This is a genomic window from Streptomyces sp. SAI-135 (assembly GCF_029893805.1).
GTDB lineage: Bacteria > Actinomycetota > Actinomycetes > Streptomycetales > Streptomycetaceae > Streptomyces.
Window position 1 is genome coordinate 6,713,259 of sequence record NZ_JARXYP010000002.1, and the last position, 24,912, is coordinate 6,738,170.

Below are 24,912 nucleotides of genomic sequence, written 5' to 3' on the forward strand. Positions count from 1 at the left end.
CTTTGGGTGGTGAAGACAGGAGAGCCGTCGGTGGTCGATCCGGGTGGCACGTCAGTGGTGCAGGATCTTCGACAGGAAGTCCTTGGCGCGGTCGCTGCGCGGGTTGCTGAAGAACTGGTCGGGCGCAGCCTCCTCGACGATCCGTCCGTCCGCCATGAACACCACGCGGTTTGCGGCCGATCGTGCGAAACCCATCTCGTGTGTGACGACGATCATTGTCATGCCGTCACGGGCGAGCTGCTGCATGACCTCCAGCACCTCGTTGATCATCTCGGGGTCGAGCGCCGACGTGGGCTCGTCGAAGAGCATGACCTTGGGGTCCATCGCCAGGGCCCGGGCGATGGCGACACGCTGCTGCTGGCCGCCGGACAGCTGGGCGGGGTACTTGTCCGCCTGCGTGGCGACGCCGACCCGGTCGAGCAGGGCGCGCGCCTTCTCCTCGGCCTGCTTCTTGTCGGCCTTGCGGACCTTGATCTGGCCCAGCATCACGTTCTCGAGCACGGTCTTGTGCGCGAAGAGGTTGAAGGACTGGAAGACCATGCCGACGTCGGCGCGCAGCCGGGCCAGTTCCTTGCCCTCCTGGGGCAGCGGCTTGCCGTCGATGGCGATCGAACCCGTGTCGATCGTCTCGAGGCGGTTGATGGTGCGGCACAGGGTGGACTTCCCGGACCCGGAGGGTCCGATGACCACGACGACCTCGCCGCGGGCGATCGTCAGGTCGATGTCCTGGAGCACGTGCAACGCGCCGAAGTGCTTGTTGACGCTCTTCAGGACGACCAGTTCGCCGGTCGCGGCCACATCTTCCTTGGCCGCCGATACTTCGGTCATCGCTCTCTGGCTCCGTCCTCCTCGGTTTCGGAGGACAGTAGTAACCCCATGCGACCAGCGTCATCAGTCTTGAGGGGAATCTGAGCATCACGATCCGATAGCAATCAGACACGTGTCGTAGCACTTGTCACCAGTGCGCATCCGGTGTGCGTATCGGCCGGATAACGGAAGCGCGGCGCAACCGGAACGCTCTTGACGCCGTCCTCATCCATCAGCATGACTGCACGGTGCGCACGCGCGCGTGCGCTCGCACATTTGTACCTGTTCACTGCATATACAGATAGTACGTCCGATGGATAAAAGGGGGCCGGGGTGAGACTTCTCCTCGTCGAGGACGACAACCACGTGGCCGCCGCGCTGTCCGCGGTGCTCGCCCGGCACGGCTTCGACGTCACGCACGCCCGCAGCGGCGAGGAGGCACTCCAGGCGCTCGTCCCCGAGGGCAACGGCTTCGGAGTCGTGCTCCTCGACCTCGGTCTGCCCGACCAGGACGGCTACGAGGTGTGCGGCAAGATCCGCAAGCGCACCAGCACGCCGGTGATCATGGTCACCGCGCGCTCCGACGTCCGCTCCCGCATCCACGGCCTGAACCTCGGCGCCGACGACTACGTGGTCAAGCCGTACGACACGGGCGAGCTCCTCGCCCGCATCCACGCCGTCAGCCGGCGCACCGTCCACGAGGACGCGCCCGGCGGCGCGGACACGGCACTGGTCCTCGGGGCCGTGCGCATCGAACTGCCGACCCGTCAGGTCACCGTGGACGGCACGGTCGTCCAGCTCACCCGCAAGGAGTTCGACCTCCTCGCGCTGCTCGCCCAGCGGCCCGGGGTGGTCTTCCGTCGCGAGCAGATCATCAGCGAGGTCTGGCGCACCAGCTGGGAGGGCACCGGCCGCACGCTGGAGGTGCATGTGGCGTCCCTGCGCGCGAAGCTGCGGATGCCCGCGCTGATCGAGACGGTACGGGGCGTGGGGTACCGGCTGGTGGCCCCCGGGGTCTGAGGGCCGCGCGGCGGCGAGGCTCGGCGGCTGCCGTGAGGTCCGGGGTGGACGTGCGGGGCGAGGAGCTGTGCGAGGCTCGGGGGACGGAGACGGGTCGGGTGAGGGACGGTGGCTGTGGGCGCGGGTGAGCGGGGCGGTCGGGGAGCCCGCGTGTGCGGTGACGGTGGCCGGTCGTGGCGGGGCGCGGCGGGGCCGGACGGAGTCCCGGTGCAGACGTGCGGTGCGGGACGACCCTGCCGCCCGGCAGGTCAATCCGATCGGGCGGTTGTGGCCGTGTCCGGCCGTGCTCGTGCGGGGCGGGTCTCTCAGGCGCGGGGCGGGGCGTAGGCGTCGTGCGTACCCGTCTTCTTCCGCTGCTCATCGTCCTCATGGCCGCCGTGCTCATGGCCCTGGGCGTGCCGCTCGCCATCGGAGTGGCCTCCGCGGAGCAGCAGAAGGTCGTCGTCGACCGGATCGACGACACCGCGCACTTCGCCGCACTCGCCCAGTTCGTCACCGGCTCCTCCGACGAGCGCCTGGAGACCCTGGAGAGCGAACTCGCCAGCTACTACCAGGTCTACGGCATCCGCGCCGGCGTCTTCTACGACGGTGATGTGCCCATGGCCACCGCGCCCCGGGGGTGGTTCCTCCCCAGGGAGGGCGAGGTGCGCGACGCGTTCGGCGAAGCCCTCCTCAGCCGCCGCAGCCAGGACCCCAAGCAGGTGTGGCCCTGGCAGCGCGGCCGGCTGGTCGTCGCCTCCCCGGTGATCCGGGACGGAGACGTCGTCGCGGTCGTCGTCACCGACTCGCCCACCGGGCCGATGCGTTCCCGGATCCTGCACGACTGGCTCGTCATCTTCGCGGGCGAACTCGCCGCAATGCTGCTGGCCGTGGGCGCCGCGCTGCGGCTGACCGGCTGGGTGCTCCGGCCCGTACGGGTCCTCGACGCCACCACCCACGACATCGCCACCGGACGGCTCAAGTCCCGGGTGGCGGTGGCCGGCGGACCGCCCGAACTCAGACGCCTGGCGAAGTCGTTCAACGAGATGGCGGACAACGTGGAGGACGTGCTGGAGCAGCAGCGCGCCTTCGTCGCCGACGCGTCGCACCAGTTGCGCAATCCGCTCGCCGCACTGCTGCTGCGCATCGAGCTGCTCGCCTTCGAACTGCCCGAGGGCAACACTGAGATCGCCTCCGTGCAGGCGGAGGGCAAACGACTGGCCCAGGTCCTCGACGACCTCCTCGACCTCGCCCTCGCCGAGCACACCGAGGCGGACCTGAGCGTCACCGACATCGGGGAGCTCACGGCCGAACGCGTCGCCGCGTGGACGCCGACCGCCGAGGCCAAGGGGGTACGCCTGGTGGGGAGTTGCCCGCCGACCACCGCCTGGGCCGACCCCGTCACCCTGTCCAGCGCCCTCGACGCGGTCATCGACAACGCGCTCAAGTTCACGCCGAAGGACGAGACCGTCGAGGTCACGGTTGCCGCGGACGGGGACACCTCGACAGTCGTCGTCGCCGACCGGGGACCCGGGCTCACCGACGAGGAACTCGCGCGGGTCGGCGACCGGTTCTGGCGCAGCGGGCGGCATCAGAACATCAAGGGCTCCGGCCTCGGGCTGTCCATCTCGCGGGCGCTGCTGGCCGCGGGGGGCGGCTCGATCTCGTACGGCCACCAGGAGCCGCACGGGCTGGTCGTCACCGTGGCCGTGCCGCGCAGCCGTCCTACGGCTTGACCGAGCGGTAGTAGCGGCGGGCGCCCTCGTGGAGGGGGACCGGGTCGGTGTAGATCGCCGTGCGTACGTCCACCAGCTGGGCGGAGTGGACGTCCCGGCCGATGCCGTCCCTGCTCTTGATCACGGTCCGGGTGAGCCACTCGGTGAGCTCGGGGTCCATGTCCTTGCGGGTGATCAGCAGGTTCGAGACGGCCATCGTGGGGACGGTCGTGCCGTTCTGGACGGACGGGTACGCCGACGCCGGCATGTTGGTGGCCCGGTAGTAGCGGGTCGGCTCGCCCTCGGCGTGCAGCTTCGCCACGAGGGACGGTTCGATCGGGACGAAGCGGAACGCGGAGCGTTCGGCCAGCTGCTTGAGACCGTCGGTGGGCAGGCCACCGGACCAGAAGAACGCGTCCAGGCCGTGGCCGAGGAGCTCGGGGCCGGTGTCGATGCCCTCCGCCCTCGGCTGGATGTCCTTGTCCGGGTCGATGCCGGCGGCCCTGAGCACCCGGTCCGCTATCAGTCGTACGCCGGAGTTGCGGACGCCGATGGAGACCCGCTTGCCCTTCAGGTCGGCGACGGTGCGGATGTCCGAGTCGGCGGGGACGACGAGCTGGACGTAGTCGTCGTAGAGGCGGGCCAGGCCGCGGAGCTGGTCGGCGCCGGGGTCGCCGTTCTGCTGGTAGGTCTCCACCGCGTCGGCCGCGGCGATGGCGAAGTCGGACTTTCCGATCGCCACGAGTCGGACGTTCTCCTGGGAGCCGGCGCTGGTCTCCAGTTCCACCTTCAGGTCCGGCATGTCCTTGTGGATCTCGTCGCGCAGGAGTTCGCCGTACTTCTGGTAGACGCCTGCCTTCGTGCCCGTGCTGAACGTGATCGTGCCGGTCGGGGGGCTCTCACCCAGCGGGAGCAGCCACCACAGGAGCAGGCCGAGGGCCACGAGGGTGGCGACCGCGGTCTGGAGCGCCTGGCGGCGGCTGAGGTGGGGGAACGGCTTGGGCATGGCGGTGATCCTGCCAGGGGGTGTGGGGGGCTGGCCACCTCCGGCGGTTGGGCCGCTTCTTGTGCGGGTTGGGTGGGGGCGGGCGTTTTTGCGCAGTTCCCCGCGCCCCTGAATGCCTGCGGCGACCCGTGACGGCTTCGGTGGGGGCTTGTGTAGCGCGTGCGGTCCGGTGGGTGGGTCGGTGCCGGGGTGGGGGGTGTCCGTCCTCGGTCCGGCGGCTCGGCTGCTCCATCTGTCCTCGGTAACGGACGCCGGCCGCTGCGGGCGGACACCCCCCACCCCGTCCCCTTCGCGCCGTACGCGGCCAACCGGCCGTCGTGGCGTGCGGTCTGGCGAACGGTTCGTCGTGGCGTGCGTGACTGCGCCTACCCAGGGGCGCGGGGAACTGCGCGAGCGGCCCCCACCGGCCCGCACCCGCCCCACAACCGAACCCGGCACCCCCCTAGGCGCCCCGCTCAAGCACCTTGGCGCCGTCCGCCGACGGCTCCGTGGCTCGGGATGTGCTCCCAGAGGGCTCGCGGCGGGACGTCAGTCTCGTGGCGAGGGGTTCTGTGTAGCGGGCCGTGAGGGGGCCGAGGATGACCAGGATGAGGACGTAGGCCGTGGCCAGGGGGCCGAGGGAGGGCTCGATGCCGGCCGAGACCGCGAGGCCCGCTATGACGATCGAGAACTCGCCGCGGGCCACCAGTGCGCCGCCCGTGCGCCAGCGGCCCTTGGGGGAGATCCCGGCCCGGCGGGCCGCCCAGTAGCCGGTGGCGATCTTCGTGGCCGCGGTGATCAGGGCCAGGGCGAGGGCGGGGAGCAGGACCGGGGGGATGCTCGCCGGGTCCGTGTGGAGGCCGAAGAAGACGAAGAAGACCGCGGCGAACAGGTCGCGCAGGGGGCTCAGCAGGGTGTGGGCGCCCTCGGCCACCTCTCCGGAGAGGGCTATGCCCACGAGGAACGCGCCCACGGCCGCGGAGACCTGGAGCTGCTGGGCCACGCCCGCGACCAGGATCGTGAGCCCGAGGACGACCAGGAGGAGCTTCTCCGGGTCGTCGCTCGACACGAAACGGGAGATCAGTCGGCCGTAGCGGACGGCGACGAAGAGGACCAGGCCCGCCGCGCCGAGGGCTATGGCCAGGGTCAGGCTCCCGGCCAGCAGGCCCGCGCCGGCCACGAGGGCGGTGACGATGGGCAGGTACACCGCCATGGCCAGGTCCTCCAGGACCAGGACGCTGAGGATGACCGGGGTCTCCCTGTTGCCCACTCGGCCGAGGTCGCCGAGGACCTTCGCGATGACGCCCGAGGAGGAGATCCAGGTGACGCCGGCCAGGACGACCGCTGCCACCGGGCCCCAGCCCAGCAGCAGGGCGGCCGCCGCTCCGGGGAGGGCGTTGAGGGCGGCGTCGACCAGGCCCGAGGGGTAATGGGCCTTGAGGTTGGTGACCAGGTCGCTGGCCGTGTATTCGAGGCCGAGCATCAGGAGCAGGAGGATCACTCCTATCTCCGCCCCTATCGAGACGAACTCCTCGCTCGCGCCGAGCGGGAGCAGTCCGCCCTCGCCGAAGGCCAGGCCGGCCAGGAGGTAGAGCGGGATGGGGGAGAGGCGGAAACGGGCGGCGAAGCGGCCGAGGAGGCCCAGGCCGAGGATGATCGAGCCGAACTCGATCAGCAGGACCGCGGAGTGCATGCGATCTACTCCCGACCGAGGATCGCCGCCGCCGCGTCCACGCCCTCGCGGGTGCCCACGACGATGAGGATGTCGCCGCCCGCCAGGCGGAAGTCCGGCGCGGGGGACGGGATCGCCTCGGCCCGGCGCAGGGCCGCCACGACGGAGGCTCCGGTGTCGGTGCGCATCTTCGTGTCGCCCAGGACCCGGCCGTTCCAGCGGGAGCCGGCCGCCACCTCGATGCGCTCGGCCACCAGGCCCAGGTCGGAGGTGTAGAGGAGGCTCGCGCTGTGGTGGGAGGGCTTCAGCGCGTCGATCAGGGCGCCCGCCTCGGCGCCGGTCAGGCGCAGCGACTGGGCGCAGGAGTCGGGGTCGTCGGCCCGGTACACGCTCACCGTGCGGGCACCGTCGCGGTGCGCCACCACGGAGAGATGGCGGTCCTCGCGGGTCACGAGGTCGTACTGGACCCCGATGCCCGGTAGCGGCGTCGCCCTCAGGCGTGGAGCAGACACGTTTCTTCCCCTTGTGGTTCGAGTGATCACGGGTGCCGGGTTCGCATGCTGCCAGGCCCCCGTACGGTGGCGACATGGGTGACGTGACGGATATACGCGAGCGGCGGCGACCGGCGAGGGTGGGACCTCGGGCGTCGTACGGGAGGAGTGAGGGCAGGGCCGTGTCGCTGTTCTGGCGGATCTTCTCGCTCAACGCCGCGGGCCTCGTCGTCGCCGCCGCGCTGCTGCTCGGGCCCGTCACCGTGTCGACTCCGGTGCGGCGGGGGGAGGCCGTCGTCGTCCTCGGCGGACTCGTTTTGCTGCTGGTCGCCAACGCCCTGGTGCTGCGGGTCGGACTCGTGCCGCTCCAGCGGCTGGGGCGGGCCATGGCCGCCGCCGATCTGCTGCGCCCCGGGGTGCGCGCCCCCGTCTCCGGTCCCTCCGAGACGGCCGCGCTGATCACGACGTACAACACCATGCTCGACCGGCTGGAGGCCGAGCGGGCGACCGGAGCGGCCCGTGCGCTCTCCGCGCAGGAGAGGGAGCGGCAGCGCATCGCGCGCGAACTGCACGACGAGGTGGGGCAGACGCTGACGGCCGTCCTGCTCCAGCTGAAGCGGGTCGCCGACCGGGCGCCGGAGGAGCTGCGGGAGGACGTGGGGCAGGCGCAGGAGGCGACCCGCGCCGGGCTCGACGAGATCCGCCGGATCGCGCGACGGCTGCGGCCCGGGGTGCTGGAGGAGCTCGGGCTGTCCAGCGCGCTGCGGTCTCTGGCGGGTGAGTTCACCACGCACGGGCTGACCGTGCGCCATCACGTCGGCGGCGAGCTGCCCCGGCTGACCGAGGAGTCGGAACTGGTGGTCTACCGGGTCGCCCAGGAGGGTCTGACCAACACCGCGCGCCACTCCGCCGCCGACCGCGCCGAAGTCCGGCTCCAGCCGGTCGCGGGGGGAGTCGAGCTGCTCGTACGGGACAACGGCAAGGGACTGGGCGGGGCGCCCGAAGGGGCCGGGATCCAGGGGATGCGGGAACGGGCGCTGCTGGTGGGGGCGGTGTTCTCGGTGCAGGACGGTCCGGGGCGGGGGACGGACGTGCGGTTGCGCGTACCGGTTCCGGCGGGGGTGCGCTGATGGCCGGGCCGACCCGGGTACTGCTCGCCGACGACCACACCCTCGTACGGCGAGGGGTCCGGCTGATCCTGGAGGGGGAACCGGATCTCACGGTGGTGGCCGAGGCGGGGGACGGCGCCGAGGCGGTCGAGCTCGCCCGCGCGCGGGAGGTCGATCTCGCGGTCCTGGACATCGCCATGCCGCGGATGACCGGGCTCCAGGCGGCCCGGGAGCTCTCCCGGCGGCTGCCGGACCTGCGGATCCTGATCCTGACGATGTACGACAACGAGCAGTACTTCTTCGAGGCGCTCAAGGCCGGGGCCAGCGGATACGTGCTCAAGTCCGTCGCCGACCGCGATCTCGTCGAGGCGTGCCGGGCCGCCGTGCGCGACGAGTCCTTCGTCTACCCCGGGGCCGAGCGTGCCCTCGTCCGCTCCTACCTCGACCGGCTGCGGCGCGGTGACGGCCTGCCGGCGCGGGCCGTCACCGAACGCGAGGAGGAGATCCTCAAACTGGTCGCCGAGGGTCACACCACGAAGGAGATCGGCGAGCTGCTGTTCATCAGCGCGAAGACCGTCGAGCGGCACCGGGCGAACCTGCTGCACAAGCTGGGGATGCGGGACCGGCTGGAGCTGACGCGGTACGCGATACGGGCGGGGCTCATCGATCCCTGAGACGGGCGTGGGTGGCACGGCGTCGCCGCACCACGTACGCCCCCGCGAGGCCGGCCCCGCCGAGTGCCAGGGCCACTCCGATCGCCCGCTCGAAACCCGCCGGGCCCACACTGCCCCCGGAGCCGCCCTGGACACCGAGCGTCGGAACGGGCGTGACGAGGGGCGTGGCCGACGGGGTGGTGAGCGGTGTGATCACCGGCGTGGCGACACTCACCTCGGCGGTGTCTCTTCTGGGCAGCGCCTCACAGGCGACGCCGTCGTCGGAACCCCGGTCCTCGTCGAGCCGGTCGGGGTCGGTGCGGTCGAGGTCGAACTGCGCCTGCGCGTCCTCCTGGTAGACGAAGTCCGCGCAGTCCAGGTCGCTTTCGGCGTGGGCGACGCCGGTCAGCGGTCCGGCGGTGGCCAGGACGGCCAGTGCGGCGCCGGTGAGCGTGATGCGTATTGCCATGGGTCGTGCCTTTCGGGCGGGGCCGGAACAGCCGTCACCGCGAATCTAGGGACGCGCCCGGCATCCGGCCCGTGGAGCTGGGCCGAACGGGCTCGCGTCTCACAGCAGCGCTTCCCAGTCCTCGTCGAAGTCCGCCGGGTTCAGGAACAGCACCTCCGCCGGCTCGGCCGGACCCCGCAGGGACTGTTCCGTCCAGATGCACTTGCCCGTCGGGGTGTACCGGGCGCCCCAGCGGTGGGAGAGCGCCGAGATGAGTTGCAGACCCCGGCCGCCCTCGTCGGTGTCCGCGGCGTGCCGGATCCGGGGCATGGTCTGGCTGCCGTCGTAGACCTCGCAGATCAGCTCGGTGGTGTGCAGCAGACGCAGCAGGACCGGGCCGCGGGCGTGCCGGACCACATTGCCCACCAGTTCGCTGACCAGGAGTTCCGTGGTGGGGGACAGATCGTCCAGGGCCCAGGCCGCGAGCTGTTCGCGGACATGGCGGCGGGCCTGGCTCGCCGCCTTCGGGTCCTGGGGCAGCGACCAGGCGGCCATCCGGTCGGCCGGCAGCGCGTGCAGCCGGGCCACCAGGAACGCCGCGTCGTCCGCCGCCTGTTGGTCCGCGGGCAGCAGACCGGCCGTCAGCGTGTCGCACAGCCGTTCAAGATCCGTGGCGGTCCCGTCGGCGTGGGCGGCGCCGAGCAGCCGCGCCAGCTCGGCCATGCCCTCGTCGATCTCCCGTGTCGCCGACTCCACCAGTCCGTCGGTGTACAGCACGAGCAGACTGCCCTCGGGCACCGCCAGCTCGGCCGTCCCGAACGGCGGCTTGGCCGCGCCCAGCGGGGGATCGGCGTCCGGTTCGGGGAAGTGCACGGTTCCGTCGGGCCGTACCAGGGCGGGCGGCGGATGGCCGGCCCGGGCGAGGGAGCACACCTGGGTGGTCGGGTCGTAGAGCGCGTACAGACAGGTGGCGTACGACGCCTCGCCCATGCCGCCGACGATGTCGTTGAGGTGGCCGAGGATCTCGTCGGGCGGCAGCTCCAGGTCGGCCAGGGTGTGCACCGCGGTGCGCAGCCGGCCCATGGTGGCCGCCTCCGGCAGGCCGTGGCCCATCACGTCGCCCACGACCAGCGCGACCCGTCCGCCGGACAGCGGGATGATGTCGTACCAGTCGCCGCCCACGTCGGCACCCTGGCCGGCCGGCAGGTAGCGGGCGGCCGCCGTGCAGGCGGGCAGGTCGGGCAGCGCCTGGGGGAGCAGGCTGCGCTGGAGTTCCCGGGACCGGGTGTGCTCGGCGTCGTAGAGCCGTGCCCGCTCCAGGGACTGGGCGACGAGGGCGGTGATCGTGGTGAGCAGCGCGCGTTCCTCGTCGTCGAGGATCCGGGGCCGGTCGAAGGAGACCACACAGACGCCGAAGGTGTGCCCGGACGCCGTCAGCGGCAGGAACGCCCAGGACTTCTTGTCGCCGAGGGCGGGGAAGTCGGCCAGCTCGGGATAGCGGGTGGCGTACTCGCGCGCCGAGGAGAGGAACAGCGGGAGGCCGGAGGCGATCGTGTCCCAGGCGGGGTCGCCGGTCGACGCCCGGCGGCGGCTGTCGAGGAGGGCCACGAAGTCCCTGGGGTAACCGACCGCGCCCACGTGGTGGAGCCGGTCGCCCTCGCTGACCTGGACCATCAGTCCGGAGGCGGCGAACGGCGGCAGTACCCGGCGGGCGACCGCCTCCACCACGTCCCGGGACGTCGTCGCCTTGGCGAGTTCCGTGGTCAGCTCCGCGATCCGCACCGCACGCTCGGCCGCGGCCCGTTCCGTCGCCTGCCGCTCCTGCGCCAGCCGGCGCTTCTCGGTGACGTCCTGGAAGTACAGGGTGCGGCCGTCGGGCCCCGGCACCAGCCGTACGTGCAGCCGCCGCCGGCAGTCCGCGACGTACACGTCGAACCCGGCGGACTTCTCCTCGGCCCCGGCCTTCAGACAGCCCTCCTTCAGGCCCGGGACCTGACGGGCGGCCGGCAGGTCCCACAGCAGACGTCCGAACAGCTCCTCCTCGGAGAAGCCGAGGAAGCGTTCGGCCTCCAGGTTGGCGAAGGTGATCCGCCACTCGTCGTCCACCGCGAGGAAGCCGTCGCTCATGTGTCTCAGGGCCCGGCCGAGGGCGTCCCGGGCGGTGCGCGACTCGTTGCTCTCCCAGCCGACCCCGATCATCCGCAGGGGCTCGCCCTGCTCGTCGTAGGTCGCCCGGCCACGGGCCTGCGTCCAGCCCCAGGTGCCGTCCAGGCGCCGTACGCGGTACTCGGCCTCGTAGACGGAGTGGTCGAGGATCGCGCGCTGCGCGGCCGCGAGGGTGGGGGCGAGGTCGTCGGGGTGGACGATCCGCATCCAGTTGTCGATCCGGCCGGTGAAGTCGGCGGGCCGCGTGCCGTACAGCCCCATCGCCGCCTCGTCCCAGATCAGGTCGCCGCTGCGGATGTCCCAGTCCCACGAACCGACCTGGACCTCCTTCAGCGCCTGCCGCAGCCGCTCGCCACCCAGCTCCGCCTGGGTGGGCCCCGACGGGGGCGGTGCCTGGGCCATCCGGTCCTCGGTCCAGGCGACGACGTCCCGCAGGAAGTCCCAGTGCCCGGAGGTGGGTTCGCCCTCCTCACCGGCCAGGACGGTCAGCGCGCCGATGCTGCGCCGGCCGCTGAACACCGGGAGTGCGGCGAGGCCGGTGCCCGGCCAGGGGTCCTGCTGCGGAGGGTCCTGGGGCAGCGGCACCCAGACACCGCTGCCCTGCTGGAGCGCGCGGGCCGGGGCCAGGGGGCCCTCCTGGTCGACGATCTCCCAGGAGCGGGTGAGGGCGGGCGGCAGACCGACCGACGACACCAGGCGCAGGGCGGACATCGGGCCGCGCAGGTGCACGGTCCCGCCGAGCGCGCCCAGCTCACCGACCGCGTGCCCGAGCGCCAGCCGGAAGACCTCGCTCTCGGTCGCACCCGGGGTGACCGTGCCGAGGAGAGCGAGCCGCGCGTTCATGCAGGGAACTTATCGTTCCCGTTTCCGTTCGAAACCTGCTTCACACATTCCGACGGCCTGAACTCCGGCACTCCGTCACCTCAACTGCCTCTAGCACGCAGGAAGTTGGGGGCTTTCCGGGTTCGGTCGTGGGCCGGTGCGGGTTGGTGGGGGCTGATCGCGCGGTTCCCCGCGCCCCTGGCGGGTGTCCGCAGCGGTGCTCATCGGCGCCGGACGGCCGGGAGGCCGGCCCGGTGCCGTTGTCGGGCACCGGACCGGCCTCCCGGTCATGGCTTTGCGTCCACCAGGCGTCAGTCCGTGCCGAACTCCATCGCCGCCCGGTCCAGCAGCGCCTCGTCCTCGGAGACCTCGCCGCGGGAGGCGATCGCCTCGGCGCCGCCCTCGGGGAGCTCCGGCATGGTGCCGATCAGCCCGGTCGCGGCGGCCTGGGAGGCGCCGATCGTGGGGCTGCCGGTGCCGATGAGACCGAGACCGGCGTACTGCTCCAGCTTGGCGCGGGAGTCGGCGATGTCGAGGTTGCGCATGGTCAGCTGACCGATCCGGTCGACCGGGCCGAAGGCCGAGTCCTCGGTGCGCTCCATGGACAGCTTGTCCGGGTGGTAGGAGAACGCGGGCCCGGTCGTGTCGAGGATCGAGTAGTCCTCGCCCCGCCGCAGCCGCAGGGTGACCTCACCCGTCACCGCCGCGCCGACCCACCGCTGGAGCGACTCGCGGATCATCAGGGCCTGCGGGTCCAGCCAGCGGCCCTCGTACATGAGACGGCCCAGGCGCCGGCCCTCGTTGTGGTACTGGGCGACCGTGTCCTCGTTGTGGATCGCGTTGACGAGACGCTCGTAGGCCGCGTGGAGCAGGGCCATGCCGGGCGCCTCGTAGATGCCGCGGCTCTTCGCCTCGATGATCCGGTTCTCGATCTGGTCGGACATGCCGAGGCCGTGCCGGCCACCGATCGCGTTGGCCTCCATGACCAGGTCGACGGCGGAGCCGAACTCCTTGCCGTTGATGGTCACCGGGCGGCCCTGGTCGAAGCCGATCGTCACGTCCTCGGGCGCGATCTCGACCGACGGGTCCCAGAACTTGACGCCCATGATCGGCTCGACGGTCTCGATGCCGGTGTTGAGGTGCTCCAGCGTCTTGGCCTCGTGCGTGGCGCCCCAGATGTTGGCGTCGGTGGAGTACGCCTTCTCCGTGGAGTCCCGGTAGGGCAGCTGGTGCGCGACCAGCCACTCCGACATCTCCTTGCGGCCGCCGAGCTCGGTCACGAAGTCCGCGTCCAGCCACGGCTTGTAGATCCGCAGGTTCGGGTTGGCGAGCAGGCCGTAGCGGTAGAACCGCTCGATGTCGTTGCCCTTGAAGGTCGAACCGTCGCCCCAGATCTGGACGTCGTCCTCCAGCATCGCCCGCACCAGGAGCGTGCCGGTGACGGCACGGCCCAGCGGGGTGGTGTTGAAGTACGCCCGCCCGCCCGAGCGGATGTGGAACGCCCCGCAGGTGAGCGCGGCCAGACCCTCCTCGACCAGCGCCGCCCGGCAGTCGACCAGGCGCGCGATCTCGGCACCGTAGGTCTTCGCGCGGCCGGGCACCGAGTCGATGTCGGGCTCGTCGTACTGGCCGATGTGCGCGGTGTAGGTGCACGGGATGGCGCCCTTGTCGCGCATCCACGCGACCGCGACGGAGGTGTCGAGACCGCCGGAGAAGGCGATGCCGACGCGTTCGCCGGCGGGGAGGGACGTGAGGACCTTGGACATAGGAAGATTATGCATGACTGCGTATGGTCATGCAAAGCCCCTGGTGTCGCTCCGCGCGTGATTCACGTCATCCGGACCGACAAGTCAGGCGCGGCACCGCGAGCACCTACCCTTGAGCCATGACCAGCAGCAGCGACCGGAGCCCGGCAGTGGACGTTCGATCACCCAAGACCTACGAAGTCCGTACCTACGGGTGCCAGATGAACGTCCACGACTCCGAGCGATTGTCCGGTCTGCTGGAGGAGGCGGGATACGTGCCCGCTCCCGAGGGCTCCGACGGGGACGCCGACGTCGTCGTCTTCAACACCTGCGCGGTCCGCGAGAACGCCGACAACCGGCTCTACGGCAACCTCGGCCGGCTCGCCCCGCGCAAGGCCTCGCGGCCCGGCATGCAGATCGCCGTCGGCGGCTGCCTCGCGCAGAAGGACCGCGACACCATCGTCAAGAAGGCGCCCTGGGTGGACGTCGTCTTCGGCACGCACAACATCGGCAAGCTGCCGGTCCTGCTGGAACGCGCGCGCGTGCAGGAGGAGGCGCAGGTCGAGATCGCCGAGTCCCTCGAGGCGTTCCCGTCCACGCTGCCGACCCGGCGCGAGAGCGCCTACGCGGCCTGGGTGTCGATCTCCGTCGGCTGCAACAACACCTGCACCTTCTGCATCGTCCCGGCCCTGCGCGGCAAGGAGAAGGACCGCCGCACCGGCGACATCCTCGCCGAGATCGAGGCGCTGGTCGGCGAGGGCGTCTCCGAGATCACGCTGCTCGGCCAGAACGTCAACGCGTACGGCTCCGACATCGGCGACCGCGAGGCGTTCAGCAAACTGCTGCGCGCCTGCGGGCAGATCGAGGGCCTGGAGCGCGTCCGCTTCACCTCCCCGCACCCGCGCGACTTCACCGACGACGTGATCGCCGCGATGGCCGAGACGCCGAACGTCATGCCGCAGCTGCACATGCCCCTGCAGTCCGGCTCGGACACCGTCCTGAAGGCGATGCGCCGCTCGTACCGCCAGGACCGCTACCTGGGCATCATCGAGAAGGTCCGCGCCGCCATCCCGCACGCGGCGATCACCACCGACATCATCGTGGGCTTCCCCGGCGAGACCGAGGAGGACTTCGAGCAGACCCTGCACGTCGTCCGCGAGGCCCGCTTCGCGCAGGCCTTCACCTTCCAGTACTCCAAGCGTCCCGGGACCCCGGCCGCCACCATGGAGAACCAGATCCCCAAGGAGGTCGTCCAGGCGCGCTACGAGCGTCTCGTCGCCCTCCAGGAGGAGATCTCCTGGGAGGAGAACAAGAAGCAGGTCGGCCGCACCCTGGAGCTGATGGTCGCCGAGGGCGAGGGCCGCAAGGACGGTGCCACCCACCGCCTCTCCGGCCGCGCCCCCGACAACCGCCTGGTCCACTTCACCCAGCCCGACCAGGAGGTCCGCCCCGGCGACGTGGTCACGGTCGAGATCACCTACGCCGCCCCGCACCACCTCCTCGCCGAGGGCGCCGTCCTCGATGTGCGCCGCACGCGCGCGGGGGACGCGTGGGAGAAGCGGAACACCGCGGAGGCCGCGACGTCGGCCGGTGTCATGCTGGGGCTGCCGAAGATCGGGGTTCCCGAGCCGCTCCCGGCGGCGACGGGCGGCTGCGCGGCGCACTGAGCGCATACCGACGGGGGGCGGACGCACATGGCGCACTGGGTGGTGATCGTCCAGTTCGGCAACGACGGCGTGGACGACTACGTCTGCGAAGAAGTCACCCGCTTCGAGGACACCGGCGACCGGGCCCGGGCCCGCCTCTACGAGATCGCCTGCACCCATCTGCCCCGCAAGGCACTGCGTCAGCAGGCCCGCGAGGTCTACCGGATCGGTGACGGGGACGCCTACTACACCCGGATCAAGGGCAGGGTGAGCACGTTCCTCGTCACGTACCGGCTGGCCGAGCTGGTGTGGAGCACGGGCCCCGAACAGAAGCGCCCTTGGCGGTAGGCTCCCGATCATGCTGGTCGCCGCCGCCGTATGCCCGTGTCCTCCCCTCCTCGTGCCCGAGGTCGCCGCGGGCGCCGCGCCCGAGCTGGACGCCGCCCGAGCCGCCTGCACGGACGCGCTCGGCGTGCTCGCCGCCGCGCGGCCCGAACTCCTCGTGGTCGTCGGGCCCGCCGAGCAGAGCGGGCGCGGCGTGCTCCCGGAGGGCAGCCGCGGGTCCTTCCGGGGCTTCGGAGTGGATCTCGACGTACGGCTCGGCAGGGACGCCGACTCCCGGCGTGAGCTTCCGGTCTCCCTCGCCGTCGCCGCCTGGCTGCTGAAGCGCACCGGCTGGTCCGACGCCCCGATCGAGGGACTCGGCGTGGGGGAACCGCTGGAGCCCGAGCGGTGTATTCAGACCGGGAGGGACATCGCAGACCGGGCCGAGCGGGTGGCGATGCTGGTGATGGGCGACGCCAGCGCCTGCCGCACGCTCAAGGCACCCGGTTACCTGGACGAGCGCGCGGCCCCCTTCGACGCGGAGGTCGCCAGGGCGCTGGGCGCGGCCGACGTGGCGGCCCTGCGCGCGCTGGACACCGAGCTGGCGTACGAGCTGAAGGCCTCCGGCAGGGCGCCCTGGCAGGTCCTCGCGGGGGCGGCCGAGGGTGCCGGCCTGGGCGGCTCACTGCTGTACGAGGGCGCGCCGTACGGCGTGGGGTACATGGTCGCGACCTGGTCGTGACGGTCGTGACGGTCGTGGCGCTCGTGACGGTCGTGGCGCTCGTGACGGTCGTGGAAGAGCGGTAGGGGGCCGGGAGCGCCTGGACAACGGCGGACGGCCGGGGGGCGTCTGCCCCGGGGCCGTCCGTCGGTGTGCCGTGCCGCCGTTCAGGAAGCGGGCGGCGGTGAGGCCGGTGGCGTGGTGCCGCCGGGCCCCTCCGTGCCGTCCCTGTGCGCGAGTCGGTCCATGGCGTCCTTGGCCTTGCCCGTGCCCGTCTGGATCCTGCCGCTGTACTTGCCCTTGGTCTTCTCGTCCACGACCTTCGCGGCCTTGTCGAGGCCGTGCTGGATCTTGTCCCCGTGCTGTTGCGCGAGGCCGGAGGCCTTGTCCTTCGCCGGGTTGAGCTTGGCCTTGAAATTGTCCAGGAGACCCATCGTTCACCTTCCCGCGCGGGGGCAGTTACGTGCGGGCGCCCTCGCCGGCCTCACGGTCGGCCGCGTCCTCGGCGGACTGCTGCTTGGGAATCTCGACGTCCTCGGCGGCGGCCTCCTCGACGGCCTCCGTCGCCGTCGAAGCGTCCGTGTCCTCGGCTCCGGCCGCCGTACCGGCCTCGGCTCCGGCCTTCTCGTCGGCCTCGGGACCGGCCGCCGTACGGGCCTTCTCGTCGGCCTTCGCCTCCGTCGGCTCCTTCGCCACTGCCGTCTCGTCCGCCGCGGACTCGGCCGTCCGGGTGTCGGCCTGCGCCTCGGCGGTTGACGCCTCCTCCGTGGCCTTCGACCTGCGGAGAAGTCGTGCGAAAACGCCCATATCCACTCCATACGCTACTCGTGCGGGGGAAATCCCGCTTCATCCGGTGCGCCCGTTTGCGCCGTCCAGATCGCCGCCTCCGGGAACAGGGCGGCGGAAACCACGCAACTGGCAACGACGCCCGAACCGGGCCGTCACGTAACTCGTTCGAGGTGGTGTCCCAAGGTTTGCGAGACTGGGCCGGTGAGCAGCGCACCCCCCGCCCCCCGCGTCATCGCCGTCGTCGGACCCACTGCGGCCGGAAAGTCCGATCTGGGCGTCTTCCTCGCCCAGCGACTGGGAGGCGAGGTCGTCAACGCCGACTCCATGCAGCTCTACCGAGGGATGGACATCGGCACCGCCAAACTGACGCCCGCGGAACGCCACGGCGTCCCGCACCACCTCCTGGACATCTGGGACGTGACCGTCACCGCGTCCGTCGCCGAGTACCAGCGGCTGGCCCGCGCCAGGATCGACGCGCTGCTCGCCGAGGGCCGCTGGCCGATCCTCGTCGGCGGTTCCGGGCTCTACGTCCGCGGGGCCGTCGACAACCTGGAGTTCCCCGGCACCGACCCCGAGGTCAGGGCCCGGCTGGAGGAGGAACTCGTGCTGCGCGGCTCCGGCGCGCTGCACGCCCGCCTCTCCGCCGCCGACCCCGGTGCGGCGCAGGCGATCCTGCCCAGCAACGGCCGCCGCATCGTCCGGGCTCTCGAAGTGATCGAGATCACCGGCAAACCGTTCACCGCCAACCTCCCCGGACACGACTCCATTTACGACACGGTCCAGATCGGCGTCGACGTCGCCCGGCCCGAGCTCGACGAGCGCATCGCGCGCCGGGTCGACCGGATGTGGGAGGCGGGTCTCGTGGACGAGGTGCGGGAGCTGGAGGCGCGAGGGTTGCGAGAGGGGCGCACTGCCTCCCGCGCGCTCGGGTACCAGCAGGTACTCGCGGCGCTCTCGGGGGAGTGCACGATGCAGGACGCGCGGGCCGAGACCGTCCGTGCCACGAAACGCTTCGCGCGCCGTCAGGATTCATGGTTCAGGCGCGACCCGCGGGTGCACTGGTTGAGTGGGGCTGCGGCGGATCTCACAGAACTTCCCCAGCTCGCACTGGCGTTGGTCGAACGACCGGTTACAGCCTGATCACGTCCTGGCATCGGGACGCTCCGGCCGTCATCCCGGCCTCCGGCGCCGTGCCATCATCGAGCTTCGATCGACCAAGTGGAGTCCGAGTTGGGAGGGCGCGTGGCGATGGAGGCCGGCCCTCGCGACACCGCACAAGGCACTGAGCCCCGTACCGCCGAGAGCGGTGAACCGGAGCAGGACGGGATCCGTCTGAGCCCCGACGGGCCCGACGAGGTGCCGGACGGTGTGACCGACGACGGCCCCGAGCCCGAGGAGATGTTCGCGGCCGGGGAAGAGGTCGAGGTCGAGCTGCGCCCGCAGCGCCGTCTGCGCATCTGGCAGCTCGCCCCCATCGTCACGCTGGCCGCGGTCGGCTCCCTGATGTTCGCCTTCCCCCTGGCCTTCGACTTCGGCGACAGCGGAGCGGTGATCGCGATGCTGGGCCTGCTGATCTGCTTCTGCGCGGCCGGCTGGGGCATGATGGCCGCGCGCCGCGTTGGTTACACGTGGCCGGGGCTGCCGCAGCGGGGGTCCGCCCGCCGCGCGGACTGGCGGATCGTGACCGGGTACGTGCTGCTGGTGGCCGTGGTGGTGGTCCTCGCGGTGTGGCGGGTGGCACGACTGCGGTGACGCGTGCGGTGTGGCGGGTGGCACGACTGCGGTGACGCCTGCGGTGTGGGGCGGTGCGGTGAGACCGGCCCCTGCGGCCGACGTCCACCGATCCGGGTTGCCCTGCCGGGCGGCGACCGGCCCTGCTGACCTACGGCGAGGTCCTACCGGTCCGAGATCGATCCCGATTCGGCCTGCGGCCTGCGGCTTCCGCCGTCCCGCGGTCGGCCTTCACTGGTCCGCGTCAGCCTCCCCGGGCCGTGACCGGTCCCTACTGGCCTGCGGCTGCCTCTGCCGTCTCGCGGCCGACCTCTGCCGCTCTGTGGCTGGTCGCCGCCGATTAGCGGCTACTCTCCTTCGGCCGGCGGCAGTCCCCGGTGTCTGGTGGCGGGCCTTCTCCGGCCCGCGTCGGCCTCTGCTGTCCTGCGGCCCTCTCCGTCGGCCTGCGGCGGCCTCAGCGTCCTGTGAGGTGCCTTCACCGGTTCGCGTCAGCCTGCACCCGGCCGAGACCGGTCCCTGATGGCCGGCGTCCAGCGTCCACCGCCCGGTGAATTGCCTCTTCCGGCCCCGTCGCTCCGCGGGCCGACGGAGGCCGCCGCGATCAGCGTCCTGGGGGCCTGTGGCCAGTCCCCATCCGGTCCGCGGCAGCCTCCGTCGGCCCGCGGCCGGTGCCCACCGGGTATCCACCGGTCCCACCGGTATCCATCGGCCCGCCGCCGACCTCCACCGGCCCGCGGCCGACAACCCCCGTTCCCTTACGATCGAAGGATGCGCACCCGGATCGCCTTCCTCAAGGGCCACGGCACCGAGAACGACTTCGTGATCGTCCCGGACCCCGAGAACGCCCTCGACCTGCCCCCCGCCGCCGTCGCCGCGCTGTGCGACCGTCGGGCCGGCATCGGTGGGGACGGCCTGCTCCACGTCGTACGGTCCGCCGAGCACCCCGAGGCCAGGCACCTGGCCGAGGAGGCCGAGTGGTTCATGGACTACCGCAACGGCGACGGCTCCGTCGCGGAGATGTGCGGCAACGGCGTACGCGTCTTCGCCCGCTATCTCCAGCGCGCCGGGCACGTCACCGAGGGCGACCTCGCGGTGGCCACGCGCGGGGGTGTGAAGAGCGTGCACATCGCGAAGGACGGTGACGTCACCGTCGGCATGGGCAAGGCGCTGCTCCCCGAAGGGGACGTCACGGTGAGCGTCGGCGACCGCAGCTGGCCCGCACGGAACGTGAACATGGGCAACCCGCACGCCGTGGCCTTCGTGGACGACCTCGCGCACGCCGGCGACCTGTACTCCCCGCCGCCCTTCAGCCCGGCCGCCGCCTACCCGAGCGGGGTGAACGTCGAGTTCGTGGTCGACCGCGGCCCCCGCCACGTCGCCATGCGCGTGCACGAGCGCGGAGCGGGCGAGACGCGCTCCTGCGGCACCGGCGCGTGCGCCGTCGCCGTCGCCACGGCACGCAGGGACGGCGCCGACCCCGCGGCCACCGGCAGCCCGGCGACGTACACCGTCGATGTGCCCGGCGGCACCCTGGTGATCACCGAACGGCCCGACGGCGAGATCGAGATGACCGGCCCCGCGGTGATCGTCGCCGAGGGCGAGATCGACGCCGACTGGCTTGAAAACGCGGTCCGTTGACCCTGTGAATCGAAACGATCACAGCCTCGGAGGCGTGGAACTGCGGCCTCCGACCCGTTGTGCGATGCAGAACCGCAGTCAGTCGCAGGTCAGGTGGCGCAAAATCGTAAACCTACAGACCTTCGCTCGAATGGGTGATCCGTTTCACGCTCGCCGAGAGGCGGTCAGCCGGGCGTGATGGGCTCGGTAGCATCAAGCACCGGCCCGGACGGGGGACAGATGCCATCCCCTGAGCCGTGTCCGCCATGGGGCACCCCGTCCGCCGGTCCACGCAGCCGGAGGTGCCCATGAGTGCGGAGGCGACGAACCCCGCGACCCCAGGTCCGGTAGCAGGCCCGGCCGCCCGCTGGCGGGCGCGGATCGACCTGCGCCGCCTCGGCCGCGCCGCGCTGCTCGGCCCCGCCGCCCGCGACCGGCTGCCCGACGCCATCGGCCACGTCGCCGAGGCCCACCGCGCCCACCACCCCGACGCCGACCTCGAACCCCTGCGCCGCGCCTGGGTCCTGGCGGAGTCCTCGCACCGCGGTCAGATGCGCAAGAGCGGTGAGCCGTACATCACCCACCCGCTCGCCGTGACGCTGATCCTCGCCGAACTCGGCGCCGAGACCACGACCTTGACGGCCTCCCTGCTCCACGACACCGTCGAGGACACCGAGGTGACGCTCGATCAGGTCGGTGAGGAGTTCGGCGAGGAGGTCCGTTTCCTCGTCGACGGCGTCACCAAGCTGGAGAAGGTCGACTACGGCGCCGCCGCCGAGCCCGAGACCTTCCGCAAGATGCTCGTCGCCACCGGCAACGACGTCCGCGTGATGTCGATCAAACTCGCCGACCGGCTGCACAACATGCGCACCCTCGGCGTGATGCGCCCCGAGAAGCAGGCCCGCATCGCCAAGGTCACCCGCGACGTCCTCATCCCGCTCGCCGAACGCCTCGGCGTGCAGGCCCTCAAGACCGAACTGGAGGACCTGGTCTTCGCGATCCTCCACCCCGAGGAGTACGAGCACACACGCGAGCTGATCGTCGACAACGCCTCCCGCGCGGACGACCCGCTCGCCGAGATCGCCGAAGAGGTCCGGGGGGTGCTGCGCGAGGCCGGCATCCAGGCCGAAGTCGTCATCCGGCCGCGGCACTTCGTCTCCGTGCACCGGACGGCCCGCAAGCGCGGCAGGCTGCGCGGCGCGGACTTCGGCCGGCTGCTCGTCCTGGTCGCCGAGGACGCGGACTGCTACGGCGTCCTCGGTGAACTGCACACCTGTATGACGCCGGTCGTCTCGGAGTTCAAGGACTTCATCGCCGTACCGAAGTTCAACCTGTACCAGTCGCTGCACACCGCCGTGGCCCGCGGCGACGGCCAGGTCGTCGAGGTCCTCATCCGCACCCACCGGATGCACAAGGTCGCCGAGGCCGGTGTGGTGGCCCTCGGCAATCCGTACGTGGGTCCGCCGGACGAGCCCAGTGCGGCCGACGGCGAGCGGGTGGACCCCACCCGGCCCGGCTGGCTCTCCCGGCTCCTCGAATGGCAGGCGGCCGCGCCCGACGCCGACACCTTCTGGTCCACCCTGCGCGAGGACCTCGCCCAGGACCGCGAGATCACCGTCTTCCGGCCCGACGGCGGCACCCTGGGCCTGCCCGAGGGCGCGACCTGTGTGGACGCCGCGTACGCGCAGTACGGCGAGGACGCGCACGCGTGCCTGGGTGCTCGTGTCAACGGGCGTCTGGCGACCCTGAGCACCGTCCTGAAGGACGGCGACACCGTCCAGCTCCTCATGGGCCAGGATCCGGCCGCCGAGCCGTCCAAGGAGTGGCTGGAGCACGCACACACTCCCGCCGCCCGGATCGCCATCCAGCGGTGGATCGCGACACATCCCTCGCACGAGACGCAGGGGGAGACGGGGCAGACGGGGCGGACAGGGCAGCAGACGGGGGAGGGGAACGGCACTACCGGTACGGCGGCCGACGTGAAGGCCGCCGCGACGGCCGACGGTGCGAACCCCTTCCGGGCCTCCGCCGCGGAGCCGCCGACTGCCGACACGCCCGACAGCGCGGGTCGGACCGTCTCCGAGCCGCGAACACCCGACGACCGGGCCTCCGACGACCGGGCCTCCGACGACCGGGCCTCCGACGACCGGGCCTCGGACGACCGGGCTTCCAGCGACCGGTCCTCCGACGGTCAGGCCGCGGATCGCTCCGGTGCCGCCGTCGCGCTGGTCGACCAGCCGGGCGCGACCGTACGGCTGGCCGGCTGCTGCACGCCCGTACCGCCCGACGAGATCACCGGCTTCTCCGTGCGCGGGGGAGTGGTCACCGTGCACCGCGTCGAGTGCGCCGCGGTGGCCCGTATGAAGGGCACCGGGCGCGGCGAGGTCGACGTGCGCTGGGGTGACACCGCGGAGTGCCGGGTCACTCTGTTCGCGGAATCGTTCGGCCGCCCGCACCTCCTCGCCGACCTCACCGAGGCCATGGCGGGCGAGGGCGCCGAGATCGTCTCCGCGACGGTCGAACCCCCCAGCCAGCAGCGGGTGCGCCACACGTACACCGTCCAGCTCCCGGACGCGGCCCAGCTGCCCGCGCTGATGAGGGCGATGCGGAACGTGGCCGGCGTCTACGACGTGAGCAGGGCGCAGACGCCTGGGGCATGAGGGGCGGCTTGGGGGACGGGGGTGGGGCCTGGCTGGACCCAGGGCCTTCGGGCGTCCCCGGCGCCTACGTCCTTGAGGGCTCGTTCGACTCGGACAGATCTCATGTCCACGACCGCCCGCGTCTCCGCAACGGGCCCGGAGGACCCCGTTCGAGTGGGCCGGTCGCGCGTCGTCGACGTGGGGCACGCGCGCGCTGGTAGCGGTGGTGCATGCCGCTCACCCCCCACATCCGCACCGGGCCCACCCTCGCCCGCGCCGACCGGTCCGCCCCGGACGCCCCCCACCGCCGTACCGGAAGCGCCCGAAGGCGCAAGGCGGCCGCGCTGCTCGCCTCCGCCGTCTCCGTGTGCCTGCTCGCCGCGAGCGCCCCGGCCGCGCCGCTCGGCGTCGGCGACCGCCTCTTCCCGCACCTCGGCAACCCGGGCTACGACGTGGCGTCGTACGACCTCTCCTTCACCTATTCCGGCAGCAACAGCAAGCCGCTCACCGCCGTCACCACGATCGACGCCTGGACGACGACCGAACTCGACCGCGTCAACCTCGACTTCGCGCACGGCGAGGTCCGGTCGGTGCAGGTCGACGGCCGACCCGCGGCCTTCACCGGCGCAGGTGAGGACCTCGTCGTCACGCCCGACGAACCGCTGCCCGCCGGCAGCTGGATGCGGATCACCGTCCGGCACACGAGCGACCCCGTCTCCGCCGCGGACCGGGAGGGCGGCTGGGTGCGCACCGCGGACGGGCTCGCCATGGCCAACCAGGCCGACGTCGCCCACCTGGTGTTCCCGTGCAACGACCACCCCTCCGACAAAGCGATGTTCACGATCCGGGTCACCGCGCCGGACGGCTACACGGCCGTCGCCAACGGCCTGCCGACCGACGTGGACCGGGGCGCCCGGGCGACGACGTGGACGTACCGCACCCAGCACCCCATGGCCACCGAGCTCGCACAGGTCTCCATCGGGCGCTCCACCGTGCTGCACCGCGACGGCCCGCACGGGCTGCCGGTCCGGGACGTGGTGCCCACGAAGGACCGCGCCGCGCTCGAACCCTGGCTGAAGAAGACCCCCGGCCAGCTCTCCTGGATGGAGGACAAGGTCGGGCCGTACCCCTTCGAGACGTACGGCATCCTCATGGCCGCCGCCGACACCGGTTTCGAGTTGGAGACCCAGACCCTCTCCCTCTTCGAGAAGGACCTCTTCACCGAACCCGCCTACCCCAAGTGGTACGTCGAGTCGATCATGGTCCACGAGCTCGCCCACCAGTGGTTCGGCGACAGCGTCAGCCCCCGCACCTGGTCCGACCTGTGGCTCAACGAAGGACACGCCACCTGGTACGAGGCCCTCTACGCGGAGGAGAAGGCGGGCCGCACCCTTGAGGCCCGGATGAAGGCCGCGTACGGGGCCTCCGACCGCTGGCGCGCCGCCGGGGGGCCACCCGCCGCGCCCAAGCCGCCCAACCCCGGCCAGAAGATCAGCATCTTCCGGCCGAACGTCTACGACGGCGGCGCCCTGGTCCTGTACGCCCTGCGCCAGGAACTGGGCCGCACGTCCTTCGAGGAGCTGGAACGGGCCTGGGTGCAGGAACACCGGGACGGGACCGCGTCGACCGCCGACTTCGTGCACCTCGCCTCCGAGATCTCCGGACGCGACCTCGGCGGCTTCCTGCAGGGCTGGCTCTACGGCGAGAAGACCCCGCCGATGCCCGGACACCCGGACTGGAAGGCCACGCCAGCCACCGCGGGCACCCGCGCCGCACCGGTGAAATAAGGCGGTGACGAGACGCCCCGTGCCGTGCGACCATCTTCAGGTCGGC

General features: G+C 71.9%; 21 protein-coding genes. 12 read left to right on the plus strand and 9 right to left on the minus strand.

The window, feature by feature from the left end:
• Positions 1-51 precede the first annotated feature (51 nt).
• Positions 52-828 carry an amino acid ABC transporter ATP-binding protein gene (locus M2163_RS34945; protein WP_280848942.1) on the minus strand — a complete coding sequence of 259 codons (777 nt, stop codon included), beginning with the start codon at positions 826-828 and terminating at the stop codon, positions 52-54.
• Between the two features lie 312 nt (positions 829-1,140).
• Here M2163_RS34945 and M2163_RS34950 point away from each other — a divergent pair, with 312 nt between their 5' ends.
• Positions 1,141-1,827, plus strand: coding sequence for a response regulator transcription factor (locus M2163_RS34950; protein WP_123991996.1), 687 nt, complete (start codon positions 1,141-1,143; stop codon positions 1,825-1,827).
• A 332-nt stretch (positions 1,828-2,159) separates the two neighbouring features.
• Positions 2,160-3,542 carry a HAMP domain-containing sensor histidine kinase gene (locus M2163_RS34955; protein WP_280848941.1) on the plus strand — a complete coding sequence of 461 codons (1,383 nt, stop codon included), beginning with the start codon at positions 2,160-2,162 and terminating at the stop codon, positions 3,540-3,542.
• Here M2163_RS34955 and M2163_RS34960 read toward each other — a convergent pair.
• The 3 genes from M2163_RS34960 to M2163_RS34970 form a co-directional block, all read right to left on the minus strand.
• On the minus strand, positions 3,532-4,527 hold the full coding sequence (locus M2163_RS34960) for a TAXI family TRAP transporter solute-binding subunit (RefSeq protein ID WP_280895949.1): 996 nt from the start codon (positions 4,525-4,527) through the stop codon (positions 3,532-3,534). The genes M2163_RS34955 and M2163_RS34960 overlap by 11 nt on opposite strands.
• A 442-nt stretch (positions 4,528-4,969) precedes the next feature.
• Positions 4,970-6,199, minus strand: coding sequence for a cation:proton antiporter (locus M2163_RS34965; RefSeq protein WP_280895950.1), 1,230 nt, complete (start codon positions 6,197-6,199; stop codon positions 4,970-4,972).
• 5 nt (positions 6,200-6,204) lie between these two features.
• Positions 6,205-6,690 (minus strand): TrkA C-terminal domain-containing protein, encoded by a 486-nt coding sequence (locus tag M2163_RS34970; RefSeq protein ID WP_280895951.1) that lies wholly within the window; start codon positions 6,688-6,690, stop codon positions 6,205-6,207.
• A 161-nt stretch (positions 6,691-6,851) separates the two neighbouring features.
• On the opposite strand from M2163_RS34970, the gene M2163_RS34975 reads away from it, so the two are divergent.
• Both M2163_RS34975 and M2163_RS34980 read left to right on the plus strand, forming a co-directional pair.
• Entirely contained in the window at positions 6,852-7,799 is a 948-nt protein-coding gene (locus M2163_RS34975; protein ID WP_280848937.1) for a HAMP domain-containing sensor histidine kinase, read from the plus strand.
• Entirely contained in the window at positions 7,799-8,452 is a 654-nt protein-coding gene (locus tag M2163_RS34980; protein ID WP_280848936.1) for a response regulator transcription factor, read from the plus strand. Before M2163_RS34975 ends, M2163_RS34980 begins: the two co-directional genes overlap by 1 nt.
• Here the strand turns inward: M2163_RS34980 and M2163_RS34985 are convergent.
• The 3 genes from M2163_RS34985 to argG form a co-directional block, all read right to left on the minus strand.
• Positions 8,439-8,900 (minus strand): hypothetical protein, encoded by a 462-nt coding sequence (locus tag M2163_RS34985; protein WP_280848935.1) that lies wholly within the window; start codon positions 8,898-8,900, stop codon positions 8,439-8,441. The genes M2163_RS34980 and M2163_RS34985 overlap by 14 nt on opposite strands.
• 99 nt (positions 8,901-8,999) lie before the next feature.
• A complete protein-coding gene (locus M2163_RS34990; RefSeq protein ID WP_280895952.1) occupies positions 9,000-11,888 on the minus strand; it encodes a SpoIIE family protein phosphatase in 2,889 nt (962 codons plus the stop codon).
• A 290-nt stretch (positions 11,889-12,178) separates the two neighbouring features.
• Positions 12,179-13,633 carry an argininosuccinate synthase gene (gene argG, locus M2163_RS34995; protein WP_280848933.1) on the minus strand — a complete coding sequence of 485 codons (1,455 nt, stop codon included), beginning with the start codon at positions 13,631-13,633 and terminating at the stop codon, positions 12,179-12,181.
• 119 nt (positions 13,634-13,752) lie between these two features.
• Here argG and miaB point away from each other — a divergent pair, with 119 nt between their 5' ends.
• The 3 genes from miaB to M2163_RS35010 are packed head-to-tail and all read left to right on the plus strand — an operon-like array spanning position 13,753 to position 16,324.
• Positions 13,753-15,279 (plus strand): tRNA (N6-isopentenyl adenosine(37)-C2)-methylthiotransferase MiaB, encoded by a 1,527-nt coding sequence (gene miaB / locus M2163_RS35000; protein WP_280895953.1) that lies wholly within the window; start codon positions 13,753-13,755, stop codon positions 15,277-15,279.
• A 27-nt stretch (positions 15,280-15,306) separates the two neighbouring features.
• A complete protein-coding gene (locus tag M2163_RS35005; RefSeq protein ID WP_280895954.1) occupies positions 15,307-15,606 on the plus strand; it encodes a hypothetical protein in 300 nt (99 codons plus the stop codon).
• A 10-nt stretch (positions 15,607-15,616) separates the two neighbouring features.
• Entirely contained in the window at positions 15,617-16,324 is a 708-nt protein-coding gene (locus tag M2163_RS35010) for a class III extradiol dioxygenase subunit B-like domain-containing protein (RefSeq protein ID WP_280895955.1), read from the plus strand.
• A gap of 146 nt (positions 16,325-16,470) precedes the next feature.
• On the opposite strand, the gene M2163_RS35015 is transcribed toward M2163_RS35010, so the two are convergent.
• Together M2163_RS35015 and M2163_RS35020 are read right to left on the minus strand one after the other, a co-directional pair.
• Entirely contained in the window at positions 16,471-16,737 is a 267-nt protein-coding gene (locus M2163_RS35015) for an antitoxin (RefSeq protein ID WP_280895956.1), read from the minus strand.
• 25 nt (positions 16,738-16,762) lie between these two features.
• Entirely contained in the window at positions 16,763-17,110 is a 348-nt protein-coding gene (locus tag M2163_RS35020; RefSeq protein WP_280895957.1) for a hypothetical protein, read from the minus strand.
• 183 nt (positions 17,111-17,293) lie between these two features.
• On the opposite strand from M2163_RS35020, the gene miaA reads away from it, so the two are divergent.
• From miaA to M2163_RS35045, 5 genes are all read left to right on the plus strand, one after another.
• Positions 17,294-18,232, plus strand: a complete 939-nt coding sequence (gene miaA, locus M2163_RS35025; protein WP_280848927.1) for a tRNA (adenosine(37)-N6)-dimethylallyltransferase MiaA — start codon at positions 17,294-17,296, stop codon at positions 18,230-18,232.
• A 108-nt stretch (positions 18,233-18,340) separates the two neighbouring features.
• Entirely contained in the window at positions 18,341-18,844 is a 504-nt protein-coding gene (locus M2163_RS35030; protein ID WP_280854071.1) for a hypothetical protein, read from the plus strand.
• Between the two features lie 747 nt (positions 18,845-19,591).
• Complete coding sequence (gene dapF / locus M2163_RS35035; protein ID WP_280895958.1) at positions 19,592-20,461, plus strand: diaminopimelate epimerase; 870 nt, start codon at positions 19,592-19,594, stop codon at positions 20,459-20,461.
• Between the two features lie 287 nt (positions 20,462-20,748).
• Complete coding sequence (locus M2163_RS35040) at positions 20,749-23,100, plus strand: HD domain-containing protein (RefSeq protein WP_280895959.1); 2,352 nt, start codon at positions 20,749-20,751, stop codon at positions 23,098-23,100.
• A gap of 209 nt (positions 23,101-23,309) precedes the next feature.
• On the plus strand, positions 23,310-24,866 hold the full coding sequence (locus M2163_RS35045) for a M1 family metallopeptidase (RefSeq protein WP_280895960.1): 1,557 nt from the start codon (positions 23,310-23,312) through the stop codon (positions 24,864-24,866).
• Positions 24,867-24,912: the final 46 nt, after the last annotated feature.